The sequence below is a fragment of the Methylomonas sp. LL1 genome (genome assembly GCF_015711015.1).
Lineage (GTDB): Bacteria > Pseudomonadota > Gammaproteobacteria > Methylococcales > Methylomonadaceae > Methylomonas.
On the sequence record NZ_CP064653.1, the window covers coordinates 4,231,505 to 4,245,194 of the forward strand.

Annotated in this window: 11 protein-coding genes; 4 read left to right on the top strand and 7 right to left on the bottom strand. The window is 53.4% G+C overall.

Annotated features, from left to right (window positions below; translation table 11 throughout):
- Window positions 1-106: 106 nt before the first annotated feature.
- The 3 genes from IVG45_RS19795 to IVG45_RS19805 all read left to right on the top strand — a co-directional run bounded on the left by IVG45_RS19795 (window position 107) and on the right by IVG45_RS19805 (window position 4,519).
- Window positions 107-952 carry an HDOD domain-containing protein gene (locus IVG45_RS19795; RefSeq protein WP_196435479.1) on the top strand — a complete coding sequence of 282 codons (846 nt, stop codon included), beginning with the start codon at window positions 107-109 and terminating at the stop codon, window positions 950-952.
- A gap of 455 nt (window positions 953-1,407) precedes the next feature.
- Window positions 1,408-2,874 (top strand): OprO/OprP family phosphate-selective porin, encoded by a 1,467-nt coding sequence (locus tag IVG45_RS19800; protein ID WP_196435480.1) that lies wholly within the window; start codon window positions 1,408-1,410, stop codon window positions 2,872-2,874.
- Between the two features lie 115 nt (window positions 2,875-2,989).
- Window positions 2,990-4,519: a choice-of-anchor I domain-containing protein gene (locus tag IVG45_RS19805; RefSeq protein WP_230874668.1), complete on the top strand. Its 1,530-nt coding sequence runs from the start codon at window positions 2,990-2,992 to the stop codon at window positions 4,517-4,519.
- Here IVG45_RS19805 and IVG45_RS19810 read toward each other — a convergent pair.
- From IVG45_RS19810 to IVG45_RS19820, 3 genes are all read right to left on the bottom strand, one after another.
- Window positions 4,503-5,876 carry a lipopolysaccharide biosynthesis protein gene (locus IVG45_RS19810; protein ID WP_230874669.1) on the bottom strand — a complete coding sequence of 458 codons (1,374 nt, stop codon included), beginning with the start codon at window positions 5,874-5,876 and terminating at the stop codon, window positions 4,503-4,505. The genes IVG45_RS19805 and IVG45_RS19810 overlap by 17 nt on opposite strands.
- Window positions 5,877-6,014: 138 nt before the next feature.
- Complete coding sequence (locus tag IVG45_RS19815; RefSeq protein WP_196438102.1) at window positions 6,015-7,412, bottom strand: sigma-54-dependent transcriptional regulator; 1,398 nt, start codon at window positions 7,410-7,412, stop codon at window positions 6,015-6,017.
- Window positions 7,413-7,448: 36 nt separating this feature from the next.
- Entirely contained in the window at window positions 7,449-8,876 is a 1,428-nt protein-coding gene (locus IVG45_RS19820; RefSeq protein ID WP_196435482.1) for a sensor histidine kinase, read from the bottom strand.
- Between the two features lie 184 nt (window positions 8,877-9,060).
- Between IVG45_RS19820 and IVG45_RS19825 the strand changes: the two genes are divergently transcribed.
- A complete protein-coding gene (locus IVG45_RS19825; protein ID WP_196435483.1) occupies window positions 9,061-10,002 on the top strand; it encodes a cation diffusion facilitator family transporter in 942 nt (313 codons plus the stop codon).
- A gap of 20 nt (window positions 10,003-10,022) precedes the next feature.
- On the opposite strand, the gene IVG45_RS19830 is transcribed toward IVG45_RS19825, so the two are convergent.
- Genes IVG45_RS19830 through hemA form a run of 4 tightly spaced genes read right to left on the bottom strand, consistent with a single transcriptional unit; the run spans window position 10,023 to window position 13,650 of the window.
- Window positions 10,023-10,448: a Mov34/MPN/PAD-1 family protein gene (locus IVG45_RS19830; protein WP_196435484.1), complete on the bottom strand. Its 426-nt coding sequence runs from the start codon at window positions 10,446-10,448 to the stop codon at window positions 10,023-10,025.
- On the bottom strand, window positions 10,445-11,314 hold the full coding sequence (gene prmC, locus IVG45_RS19835) for a peptide chain release factor N(5)-glutamine methyltransferase (RefSeq protein WP_196435485.1): 870 nt from the start codon (window positions 11,312-11,314) through the stop codon (window positions 10,445-10,447). The genes IVG45_RS19830 and prmC overlap by 4 nt, the downstream gene beginning before the upstream one ends.
- Window positions 11,307-12,392, bottom strand: coding sequence for a peptide chain release factor 1 (prfA, locus tag IVG45_RS19840; RefSeq protein ID WP_196435486.1), 1,086 nt, complete (start codon window positions 12,390-12,392; stop codon window positions 11,307-11,309). Before prfA ends, prmC begins: the two co-directional genes overlap by 8 nt.
- Window positions 12,393-12,399: 7 nt before the next feature.
- Entirely contained in the window at window positions 12,400-13,650 is a 1,251-nt protein-coding gene (gene hemA / locus IVG45_RS19845) for a glutamyl-tRNA reductase (RefSeq protein WP_196435487.1), read from the bottom strand.
- Window positions 13,651-13,690: the final 40 nt, after the last annotated feature.

Genomic DNA, 13,690 nt, shown 5'->3' on the forward strand with positions numbered 1-13,690 from the left:
TCGTACTTGTAATTCTGTTAAAACCAGTTAGGCTTAAACCGCGCGCAATCCCCCGTTTGCTACGTCTAAGTCAGTATAGGCGACAATTTAATATTTGTAATTTTCGATGATAATTTCTACTCCAACTTTAACCGTTGCCGATTTACTAAAAGGCGACATCAAGCTTGCTTCCCCGCCCACGATCTACTTGGCCTTGAAAAACATTGTCGAGGATCCCGCTAAGTCGGCTCGGGATGCGGCATTTGTGATCGAGAGCGATGCGGCCGTGGCGATGCGATTACTGAAGATCGTCAATAGCGCATTTTATGGTTTTCCGTCGAAAGTCAGTTCCATTGCTACCGCTATCACGCTGGTCGGCGTGCGGGAATTGCAGAATCTGGCCTTGGCTACCGTAGTGATCGAGCGCTTTTCCAACCTGCCGGGACAGTTGTTTTCCATCCACGATTTCTGGTCGAAAAACCTGCGTAGCGCCTTGATCGCCAAGGAACTGGATCGGCAGTTCGGCGGGACCTATTCCGACACCGCATTCCTTTGTGGTTTGGTGCATAACATCGGCCAGCTGGTAATGTACCGGCGCATACCGGTCTTGGCGCGGGAGGTGGATTTACTGATCCAGTCGGCGATGCCGGCCGATATTGACGAAGCCAGACTGGAAGAACAGGTGATCGGTTTCGATCATTACCAGTTGGGTGCCGAGCTCTGCCGGCTTTGGAAATTGCCGGACGTGGTCGTCGAATCCATTGGCCTGCATCGATACCCCGATCATGTCGGCCGCTATGCCGAGATTGCAACCCTGGCGCGGCTGGCAAATTATTTCAGTTCGGTCGATACGCCCTACGATGCGATAATCGCCGAGGGTTTCGAACTTTCGCCGGATCAAGTCAGCATGATCATCGACAAAACCCACGATGAGTTCGAAGCTATCTTCAAATTGTTTTATCCCTCCAAATAAACTCTCCTCCTTGCCGTTCTTTATGCCAGACAGGACCAATCCGGCCAAAAGATCGCCAAAGTCATTGATCCACCTAGCCGTAAGGCCTTAGGCTCCTAGCCATCACGACTTCCTCCTCTCGAATTCGATTGCGCGTGGGACTGAGACGGAATCGAAGCCTGGGTAGATTCAAGTTGCCCGTATCCCGCCGGAAAGCCGCTCCATCGAGGCGGTCGAATCGGCGGCAATCATCGGTATCACATAAACCAATGTTATACCTGTCGCAAATTCGCAACCTAATGTCGCTTAATTGGTTGTTGTCATAAAACTGTCATATTCCCCCCCTACAATTCGCGCCAACTGCATGGCTTTAGTCGTGATTCCCCCAAGAATTTAAGCGGTTACACCGGAATTTACGTTCGGTGTCCGAGCCATTTGTTTTTCGATTCAACTATAAAAATTTTGGAGATTGGATAATGAAGTTAACGAAACTGAGTCTGGCGATGGCGTCGGTTCTGGGAGCGGGTTTTGCCGCCGATGCGATGGCGCTGGACTTGTATGTCGACACCAAAACCCAGCAAATTTATGCCGAGCCGGGTCCCGGCCGGACTAAATTGGGTTCGTTTGAAAAAGTCGAGGATACCGCCGCCCAGAAAGCCGAGATTCAACAAATCAAGGAAGATTTGGCCTTGAAGGACAACGAATTGAAAGCGTTGGACGAGCATGTGAAGGTGGCCGAGGAAGTCAAGATCAAAATGGGTAATAAAGGGGTAGAGTTTGAATCGAAAGATAAGGATTTCAAATTCAGATTGGGTGGACGTATCCATGCCGATGCTTCATACACCAGTGGCGATGACGATCTTTTAAACAGAAGCAACAATACCCATGTCGAAGCCAACGACGGCACCGAAATCCGTCGCGCGCGGATGGAAATGATCGGTACGTTTTACAAGGATTGGGATTTCAAAAGCCAGTTTGATTTTGCCGACAACAGTGTCGCGGTCAAGGACTTGTTCATGCAGTATAGAGGCTTGAAAGACTTCGAATTCACGGCCGGACAACAAAAACAAGCCTTCAGCCGCGAGTTGCAAGAAAGCTCGAATGACATGATGTTCATGGAGCGTTCGTTGATGGATGCTCTGAACGCTCCGACTGTTGACCGAGCCATCGGTCTTAACGTCGGCAGCTTCCAAAAAGACTGGACCGGCCAGGTCGGTATCTATGGCGATACCGTAACGCCTAATGCCAACAGTGGCAACGCCGACGAAGGTTGGGGTATCAGTACCCGCTGGACCTACGCGCCGATCAACGAAAAAACCAAGGTGATCCATTTGGGCGTGGCGGGTAACTACCGCGATCCAAACGCTAATGATCAAGTTACCGATCATGCATTGAGATTGCGCTCTGAGACTTCCCACATGTCTAACCTGAATCTGATTGACACGGGAAGCATCGCGGGCGTCAATGCCGTTCAAATGGTGGGCTTGGAGGCCAATGCGCTGTATGGTCCGTTTACCGTTGGCGGCGAATACACTCAAATGTGGTTGGATCGGGAAAAGATCAACGGCAGCAATTCCGACAATGTCGAGTTCAATGGTTGGTACACGGAAGCCTCCTGGACCATCACCGGCGAATCGCGTAAATACAAAAACGGCAAGTTTTATAAACTTGAGCCCAATAAAAATTTCAGCTTGAAAAACGGCACTTGGGGTGCTTGGGAGTTGGCGGGCCGTTATGCCGAAGCCGATTTGAACAGCGGCAATATCCGCGGGGGACAAATGTCCAATTTGACCGTGGCATTGAACTGGTATTTGAACAGCAATTTCCGCTTCATGGCCGACTACAACAAGACCTTGGATTTAAGCGGTTCGCCGATCAAAACCACCAATGGTGGGGAGCCCAACGTGGATACCTTTATGTTGCGCGGCCAGTTGGCATTCTAAAATCCTGATTTTTCAATCAGACTCAAGCCGCGCCGGGTACTCCGGCGCGGCTTTTTTTATGTTGATTTTTTGCGATAAGATACAGGCCCTTGGGCTTAGTGCTACGGAGATTATATTGAAAAAAACCACTTTCTTGCTGTCGACTGTTTTATTGTCCGCGTGCGCCGGGAATACGCCGCTTGAAGCGGAATCGCCCCGTTGGCGGATGCAAGCGGATTGCCTGTATTTTTCCGGGCGTGACCAAGGCACCGAAATTATCAGTGTTCAGCAATCGAGCCTGCGGGCCGTTTTAAGTAATTTCAAAACCGGCGAGGCGGATATTCTTGATCTCAGTCGACCGGAAAAAATAACCCGTATCAACCGCTTTGATTTAGGCCTGCAAAAAAGCGAAGAATTTACCTCGGCCGCCTTTCATCCTAGTTTGAATGTGTTTGCCGGCGTGATTGATACAGGGTTGGAGCGGGGGCGCCTGGAAATCCGTTCGTCCGACGATGGCACATTACTGGACCGTGTCGAAGTCGGTTTCGGTCCGGACGCGGTAGTGATCTCCAAGGATGGCGGCGTAGTCTTAGTGGCCAACGAGGGTGAAGACTTTTCCTATGACAAACAGACTGGCGAATTCTTTTCCGCCGAAGGCAGTATTTCCATTATTCGCCTGGATAAAAGCGGCCGGATAAAAGCCAATGCCAATATCGAGCTGGCGGAAGTGATGCACCGTGAAGGTTTTGTCGTGGCCGAAAAAGGCCATTTTCTGGAGCGGGAAATCGACTGGGATGGCGATGGTAAAATCAGCAAAAAAACCGATTTCGACGCTAATGGCGTGATCGAAAACAAAAAAGTCAAAATCGGCCGTTTCGAAGGGGCTGATGTGTACGCCAATGAAAACAAAGGCGAAGCCAAAATCCTGATTCCTGTCGCCGCCGACTCCAAAACCCTGTTGGAACCCGAATATATCGCCTTGTCGCCCGACGGCAAGCGTGCCTATGTTACGTTGCAGGAAACCAACGAGGTGGCGGAAGTCGATGTGGAAAATGGGCGAGTGTTGGGGTATTTCAACATGGGGATTGCCGAGCATGGCGCCGACCGCAAGGCTAACGGTTGGGTGGAATTTAACCAGTCGGTGATGGCCTTGCGCGAACCGGATGGCATTGCCCTGACCCCCGACGGGCACTATTTCGTTACCGCCGACGAGGGCGATACCGATACCGAAACGCTGGATGGCGATGAACCGTTACAAAGCGGCGGCCGGACCGTCAGCGTGTTCGACGCCAAAACCGGAGACTTCGTGGCCGACACCGGCAATCAATTGGATGAAATCACCTTTGCCCACGGTGTTTATCCGGATCGGCGCAGCAATAAAAAAGGCGCGGAGCCGGAGGGCGTGGTGTCGTTTGAAATGGAAGGTCAAGCTTGGGCCGTGGCGGGCATGGAACGCGCCGATGCCCTGGTGTTGATTTCATTGGCTAATCCCAAGCAACCCAAGGTCGTGGCGTTGGGTAAGATTCCGGGCGAGGAAAGCCGTTCGCCGGAAGGCATCGCGCATTTCGAGCGCAACGGCGAGCATTATGTGCTGTCGGCCAACGAAATGAACGGCACCGTGGCCTGTTTTAAAATCATGCAAGGTGAGCTTAAGTTGGAGCATTGAGCGCCAGATATTGGCGCATGTGGCGACTGGCCAGCCATTTGAGGCTGCAAAAAAGTAGCGTCGTGGGCGCCGCGTAAGCGATGGCTACTCCGGTTGCTCCGTAAAGGGCACCCAGGTTAAAGCTTAAAACCAGCATACTCAGTGCAAAAAAAGACATTAAGCTGACCACGGTGCGATTGCGTCCCATGAATTGTAGATAGTACAGCGAATCCGAGAACAGGGTCATGAATGCGGTACCCACTGCGGTAATCAGCAAGACCCAGTAGCCTTGCGAAAAAGCAGGGCCAAACAAGTCGAGTATCTCTCGGCCCCAGATGCTGATCATAGTCAGGAAAACGGCTACAAAGCCGGTAATCAGTTGCAGGCGTTTGATTAACAGCATCTTGATGGCTTGCCGGTCTTGACGCTCCAGCAACACCACCAGCATGGGCAAATAATAGCGATTGGTCGAGGTGCCGATCAGCGAAATCAATGCAGTCGTTTGCATAGCCACGGCATAAATCCCCACTACCGCTTGCGAGGGGTACAGTATTTCCAGGACGATGGTGCCGGCACTGCTCAGCACGGTCATCATCAGGCTACTGGCTAACAGCGGCAGCGACTTTTTTAGCCAAACCCGGCGCCGGTAAGTGTCGGTTTTGGCATGACGCAATTCGCTGGGGCTGGCCGCGTGGGCGGTAATCCACATCAATAGCAGCGTCAAGCACCAGGCTATCCCAAAGCAAAGTACCGCCGAAACCGCCGTGACGGCAATCCGCAAGTCATTTAATGAAATGACCAGTAGTAAAAATAGCGCGGGTAAAAAGAAACGATACAAGGCCAGCGCCAGGATTTGCTGACCATAAACCGTAATGGCTTCAATTAAAAATAAACACAAGGCAATGACCGGCAGAAAGCCGGTGTAAACGGCAATGGCGATATGAAAATCGGCCTGTTGCCAAGCCAGAAAACTTTCCAGCCCCAGGCTTATGATGCCCATTAATAGCAGGCTGAACAGCAAGATGGCGCGAATAGAGAAGCGCAAAAAACCTCGAAGTCGGGGCCAGTTTTCGCGTTCGATGCACAAGGCAATTCCGCGCAAGGCATACTTCTCAAGGCCCAGAGTCGCCAGGGTCGATAGCAAGGTCACAAGGGAAATCGCTACGCTGTAATCGTCAAATTCATCGATCGCCAAATGCCTGGCCAAGAAAATGTTTGCCCAATACATCAAGGCATAGTTGCCCAGACTCAAGCCAAACAGCATCAACGAGTTTAAATTATTGGGGTGGACGGAAAAATTGGGATTCAATGTTTTATGCGCGGGGGGAGGGGAAGTCATCGCCTGGCGATTTAAGCCATTGTGAGTTAAACGGCCCATTGTAACCTCGAACGGATGATGGAATTGTTACAGTGACAATGCCGGGGCCGAGGGAGGTGTGAAATTAACTTTGCAAAACCTTCTGGCGGCTTTTCGCCAGGGAGATTATCGTTGACCGCGCGCCGGTTTCCCGATTGCTCAAAACTTGCACTTTAAATGATACTTTTGTACCCGATAGCGCAGGGTTTCGCGGGTAGTGCTCAGCATGCGGGCGGCGGCGGTGACATTGGCGTCGCAACGGTTCAGCGCCTCCTGAATGATGAATTTTTCCATGTCCTGCAGGCTCAGGCTGCCGTCCAGCGGAATGAACAAGCCTTGCTGGGTGCTGCTGGGTGCGGCATTCGCCGACAGGGTTTGCGGATTTTGCAATTGCAGCCATTCAGCCGGCAAATCCCGGTCGTGGGCCAGCAGCACGCAACGTTCCAGCACGTTGCGCAATTCGCGAATATTGCCGGGCCAGTCGTAAGCCTTGATGATCCGCCAGGCTGTATCGGGGATGTTGCTGACCGTTTTTGCCGATTTCCGATTGCTATCGGCGATGAATTGCGGCACCAGTTGTTCCAGGTCCTGCTTGCGCTCTCGTAATGAAGGTACCCGAATGTTGATCACGTTTAAACGATGGTAAAGGTCGCCGCGGAACGTGCCTTGCGCGACTTTTTCCACCAAATCCAGATTGCTGGCGGCGATGATGCGGACATCGACGTTGATTTCGCTTTCACTGCCCAGCCGGCGAATGCGTAAGTCTTCCACCGCTTTTAACAGCTTGCTTTGCAGGTCCAGATCCATTTCACCGATTTCATCCAGAAACAGAGTGCCGGTGTGAGCCTGCTCAAACAGGCCGCGGTGGCGCTTTTTGGCGCCGGTAAACGCGCCGGCTTCGTAGCCGAATAACTCGGCTTCCAGCAGTTCGCGCGGCAGAGCGGCGCAGTTGATTTCCACCAACGGAGCCTGGGCGCGGTTGCCGGAATAATGCAAGATGCGGGCAACCATGCCTTTGCCGGTACCGGTTTCCCCGCTGACAATCAGGCTGGAGAAGGGGACGTTGATCACTTGCCTCAGCATGCTGCGTAACGAACACATCGCCGGGCTGGAGCCGGTCAGGCTGTCTATGCTGTAGTGGCTGTTGCGGACGGCGGTTTGCTGTTGCAAGCGGCGCTGGGCTCTGGCGCTACGGGCGGCGCCTTCCACCAATAAATTCAAACGTTCCAGCGAGCAAGGTTTTTCGATGAAGTCGTAAGCGCCCAATCTGACCGCCCGCACCGAATCGGCCACGCTGCCATAACCGGTCAGGAACACCCATTCGCTACTATCGATCTCCGGTTTTAGTTTTTCCAGCAAATCCAGGGCATTGCCGTCGGGCAAGTTCATATCCGACAACACCACCAACGGATCGATATCTTGTTCGCGCAATCGGGTTTCGGCTTGCCGAAGGGAACTGACCACGTTGACTTCCCAGTCGGCCTTTTTGAAGTAACGCGCTAGTTCGGCGCCAAGCAAGGCTTCGTCTTCAATGATCAGCAGGCTGTTGTTCGTCATCATGGTGGAGTCTCGGGCTGTGGATACTGTGCCGGTCTAGGCCGGAGTCAGCGGCAGGGTAAGGGTGACGCGGGCACGTCCATCCGTGTCGTTTTCCAGTTTCAGGTTGCCGCTTTGTTCCCTGACGAAGCGTTGCACCATGACTAGACCCAGGCCGCTGCCCTTCTCTTTCAAGCTGACGAATGGGCGTATGCCTTGTTGCAGAAACTCATGACTAAAGCCGGCGCCGGTATTGGTTACCGTGATGATCAGTTGCTGCTGCTGACGGAAAATATCGACGTCGACCGTGCCGGGTTGGTCACCTATCGCTTGCGCGGCGTTTTGCAATAGATTCAGCATCACTTGCCGGAACTCGGTCTCGGGTAACACGGCAATAATATCCGTATCGCCATGGATATTAAAGTGGATGGTATCGGCCGCCTGATAACTGAGCAGAGTGACCAGCTCTCGAATGATCCGGTCGATAGGGATGGCCTTGCCGGTTTCGCTGCTGTTGCGGGCGTTAGTGAGCAAGTCGTTCAGATGTTGGGTTAGGCGCCGAACTTCACTGTGCAGAAGGCCGATGCGCTCGCGCAGCTCGGGGTCGTTGGATTCGGAAAGCATGTTTTCCAGCGCCACTTGAATAATCGCCAACGGATTGCGCAGTTCATGGGCGGTGCTGGCGGCCATTTCGGTCAAGGCCGCCAGCCGTTCGGCCTTGGCCAAGCGCTGGCTCTGCTCCAGCAATTCATGGCTGGTTTTGCGTACCTGGCTTTCCAGGCGGCTGGTGTAGGTCAGATGGGCGTGTTCCAGCTCGATTAAATGCGCCACCAGATGGTTATAGCGTTGAAATAGATCACCGAGGACGGGGTCCGAGGTGGTGAGCGTGATAGGCTGCTTGACGCCATTGACCAAGCCGGTCAGCAAGACTCGGAGAGCATCGAGCGGCTCCAGCACATTGTTGCGAAAGAAATAATGGCCTATCCAGAACAGCAGCAGCGGCAAAATGATGGCCAGCTGTAGTTCCAGCCGGCTGTCGTTTTCGACGTTGATCAGCAGTTTTTCTTCTTCATTGGTTTGTTGATCCAAGACGGCTTGAATCAAACTCATCGTATCAATCAGCGCCTGCGAGTCGCCGTTGATGGCCTTGTCGAATTTTTCCTGCAGGCCGATCAAATCGACCGGTACGGTAAAGTCGGCGCTGTTTTGGTTTTGCAGTAAATCCAACAGCTGGTTTTGCAACTCGTTGATTTGTTCGCTAGTCACCGAGGGATCGTTTTTGTGCATAGCCAAGCGAGATTGCAGTTGCAACAGTTCGAAGATGGTTTCCTGTAGCCTGTGGCCCTTGCCGATGTCGGTTTCGATGGTGTGTATGCGCTGATGATTCAGCCAGGTCAGCCGGCCGATGGCCAGTAGTTCGCCGAGCACCAGAACACTCATGACGAGGGTGACGAAGATAATCGGTCTGAGTAGCAGCTGGCGCATGGTGTTGTATGGGTTGGGTTAATCAGTCCGGGGCGGGAACCATGGGTCGCCACGCCACTGGTTGGGACAAGAGGCAGGCCCGGCAAGCCCGTTTTTCGCGAAGTCGAAAGGATCAGTCGGCTAAAGTGTATCTGGTGGCGCTCAGATGCTATTCTAACCGAAATATTTTCAACGGATTTTGATAATGGGTGTTGAACAAAAATCGCTGGCCCGATATGGCTGGCTGTCGATTGCGGCGGCGCTTGCGACCATTGCTCTTAAGAGTTATGCCTACTTGCTGACCGATTCGGTCGGCTTGCTGTCCGATGCGCTGGAATCCTTGATCAATCTGGTGGCGGCTGTGATCGTGCTGATTGTACTGAGTATTGCCTCGCGGCCGCCGGATGACGATCATGCCTACGGCCACGACAAGGTCGAGTATTTTTCCAGTGGCGCCGAAGGCATCATGATTCTGCTGGCGGCCTTTAGCATTGCCTATACCGCCTGGGAAAGGCTGATGCATCCCGAGCCTTTGCAGCAACTGGATCTGGGGATCGCCATTTCGGTTTTTGCTTCCATGATCAATTTAATCGTGGCACGCATTCTGATAGGCGTGGGCCGTAGCCGGCAATCGATTACCTTGGAGGCCGATGGCAAGCATCTGATGACCGATGTCTGGACCACGATAGGGATTTTGATCGGTATCGGCATGATCGCCGTCGCCAATCACTTTGAAGTGACGTTAAACCTGGCTAAGCAGTTGGGTATGAACGGCTGGGAAATTCTTGATCCGATCATCGCTATTTTGGTGGCTTTGAATATTGTTTGGGCCGGCTTGCAATTGATTCGCCGCACCGTGTCTGGATTAATGGACGCAGCCTTGCCGGAGGATGAGTTGGCGCGGATCGTTGAAGTTCTGGAACGCTTTGCCGCTTCCGAGCATGTTACCTATCACGCCTTGCGCACCCGTTATGCCGGCGCCCGGCGATTCATGTCGGTACATGTGCTGGTGCCCGGCGACTGGTCGGTGCAAAGAGGTCATGATTTTCTGGAGTCGATCGAGCAGCAGATCATGGACAAGTTCGACAGTATCGATATCGACACCCATCTCGAACCGATAGAAGACCTGGCTTCCTGGAAGCACTGATGGGATCGGCTGCATGAGAGTTAGGGATTCTCGATCAGTCTGAGCGGGAGTTCCTTGACCGAGCTATCGATGATCCGAAACCCGCGCATTTCCAGTACACCCTTGGTATCCAACGAAATGATCAAATGCAGCGCTTCCGGATAACTGGCTTGTTCGATGTCGGTGGCCGAGGGTTCTGCCGGCGCGCGCGGGTGCGAGTGGTAAATCGCGAACAGGCTTTCGCCTTTGTCTCGCATCTGCTTCATCGCCGCGATTTGTTGGCCGGCATCCAGTAAAAAGCGGGTTTGGGGATGGTCGGCACTGTTGGCCACCGGATAACAACTGACCGGCGTGCCGCTGGCATTGGCACCCACCAAACCGCAAACCTCCGCATCGGGTGACAGTTGCGCCAAATGCAGCAATTGATTGGTGATTTTGCGTGGTAAACAAATTTCTGGGCTGTTCATACGGGGTTCCATAATCCTGAAGTGACTCGGGGGGTGCCGGATAGGTCGGTGTGGGTAGTGACCCGCCGGTAGTTTAACTGTTTAAATACGGCTTGGACCCGAGCTTCCTGATTGTAGCCGTGTTCGACCAAAAAATGGCCGTTGGGTTTTAGATGCCGGCGCGCTTGTTCGGCCAATAGGCGTATATCTTTCAGGCCTTCCTCGGCGCTGATTAAGGCCGTATCCGGTTCGAAACGCACATCGCCCTGGCCTAGATGCGGGTCGTTCTCGGCAATGTAGGGCGGGTTGCTGATAACCAAATCAAAGTCGGTATCAACCACTGCATCGAACCAGTGCGATTGCAGGAAGCTGACGTTGGCGGTGTTCAGTTGTTCGGCGTTTCGCCTAGTCATGTTTAATGCCGCTGGGCTGATGTCGGTGGCGATGACTGTCGCCAAGGGCCTTTCCGCCGCCAGCGTGATGGCCAAAATCCCCGAGCCGGTACCCAGGTCGATAATTTTACAGGGCCGTTCGGCGGGGAGGTATTCCAGACTCAGTTCGATCAATAGTTCGCTGTCGGGGCGTGGGATCAGCACGTCCGGGCCGACGCTGAAATTGCGCGACCAAAATTCGCGTTGGCCGGTCAAGTAGGCAATGGGCATGCCTTGCCGGCGTCGTTCGATTAAGGACCAAAAAAGCTTGGCTTGTTCGGGGGTAGGCTGATGATCCGGCCAAGTTCTAAGAAATGAGCGGTTTTTGCGCAGACAGTGGCAGAGCAATACTTCCGTGTCCAGAATCGCCGATTCAGATGCCGCCGCCAGTTGTTCGGTTGCCGCGGACAACAAACCACATATCGAATCAGGCATTTGTCGGGGCGAATCAGACATTGCCCAGTTGGGTCAGCAATTCCGCCTGATGTTCGTGGATCAGCGGCTGAATCACGTGTTCCAGGCCGCCTTCCATGATTTCTTCCAGCTTGTATAAGGTCAGGTTGATACGATGATCGGTCAGCCGGCCTTGCGGGTAGTTGTAGGTGCGGATACGCTCGGAGCGGTCGCCGCTGCCGACTTGCAGTTTACGGCTTTCCGATTGCTCGGCGTGTTGTTTTTCCTGGGCTGCTGACATTAAGCGCGCTTGTAGTACCGACATGGCGCGAGCACGGTTTTTGTGCTGAGAACGTTCGTCCTGGCATTCCACCACCACCCCCGACGGAATGTGGGTAATGCGGATCGCCGATTCGGTGCGGTTGACGTGCTGGCCGCCGGCGCCGGAAGCGCGGTAAGTGTCGACCCGCAGGTCGGCGGGGTTGATGTCGATTTCGTCGACGGCATCGACTTCGGGCATGATGGCCACCGTGCAAGCCGAGGTGTGCACGCGGCCCTGCGATTCGGTTTCCGGCACGCGTTGCACGCGGTGGGTGCCGGATTCGAATTTCAGTTGCGAATAGACATTTTGGCCGCTGATACGCATGATGACTTCCTTGAAGCCGCCGTGTTCGCCGCGATTTTCGTTGATGATCTCGGTGCTCCAGCCCTGTTTTTCCGCGTAGCGCTGATACATACGGGCCAGATCGCCGGAAAAAATCGCGGCTTCGTCGCCGCCCGTGCCTGCGCGTACCTCCAGGAATATATTACGGTTATCGTTGGGGTCCTTGGGCAGCAGCAGGATTTGTAGTTCTTGTACCAGTTGCTCGCGTTTTGATTCGGCGGCCTGAATTTCTTCCTTGGCCATTTCCCGCAGTTCCGGGTCGCTATCCTTGGCCATTTCCCGAGCCGATTCCAGATTGGCTTCGTTGTCTTGATAGATTTTGTAACAGGCAACCAGAGGTTCGATTTGCGCGTATTCCTGGCTCAGGCCGCGGAATTGGTTTTGGTTGCTTTGTACTTCGGGTTGCGATAACAGGGCGGTGATTTCTTCAAAGCGTTCGCCGAGGTTTTCCAGCTTGGTTTGTATCGAGGATTTCATGAGTGGTTTATCGTAATTTGAAAATTTCGCGCGAGGCGGCGATTAAATCGTGGCGTTCATTGGCGCCGGCGTCGCGTAGCTGGGCGCAGGGTGTGTGGATCAGTTTATTGGTCAGGGTGTGGGCCAGGCGTTGTAACACTTCCTCGGCGGAGACGCCGCTATTGAGCTGTATCAAGGCTTTTTGCAGTGCTTCATCGCGGGTGATTTCGGCTTGAGTCCGGAAATCACGGATGGTTTCCTGCGCGCCTTGCGATCGCAGCCAGCCCAGAAAATGTTCGACCTGAGTGTCGATGATTTCCTCGGCTTGCTCGGCGGCCCGTCGGCGCGAATCCATGTTTTGATTGACAGTATTCTGTAAATCGTCGACCGTGTATAAATATACGTCGGCTAATTGCTCCACTTCGGCTTCAATATCGCGGGGCACGGCCAAGTCGACCATGAACATGGGTTTGTGTTTACGCTTTTTGATGGCGCTTTCCACGCGGCCCTTACCCAATATCGGCAGTTGACTGGCGGTGGATGACACGACGATGTCGGCCTCCGATAAATGATCGGGTATTTCGGACAGGGCGATGGCGTAACCGTTAAATTGCATCGCCAGCGCGTGAGCTTTGTCATAGGTGCGGTTGGCGATGATGATGCGGCCGATGCCGTGCTGATAAAGATGGCGGGCGGTCAGTTCTATGGTTTCGCCGGCGCCTATCAATAATGCGGTTTGTTCCGACAGTTTGTCGAAAATTTGCTGCGCTAGTTGCACGGCGGCAAACGCCACCGAAACCGGGCTGGAACCGATCGCGGTATCGGTACGGACTTTTTTCGCGGCCGAAAAGGTATGCTGGAACAGTTTGCTGAGATTCTTGCCCAGAGTGCCGGCCTGCGAGGCAGCGTGGTAGGCGGTTTTCATTTGGCCGAGAATTTGCGGCTCGCCGAGGATCATCGAATCCAGGCCGCAAGCAACCCGGAACATATGCCGAATCGATTGGCTATCCTTATAGCTGTATAAATACGGCGTGAATTCGGCCGGTTTGATGATTTTGGTGTCCGCAATCCAGTCGATCAAGGGTGTTTGGTCTTCGCCTTCGGTTTTGCAATAAAACTCGGTGCGGTTGCAAGTCGATAGGATCGCCGCTTCAGAAATGTCTCGGACGTTACGCAGGTTTTTTAGGGTGTTTTCGAGAATGTCCGCTGGGAACGCCAGGCGTTCGCGGATGGCGACCGGCGCTGTGTTGTAGTTTATCCCTACGGCAAGTAGTGTCATTATGCGTCAATATTAGCCTATGAAAAGAAGGTCATTTTAA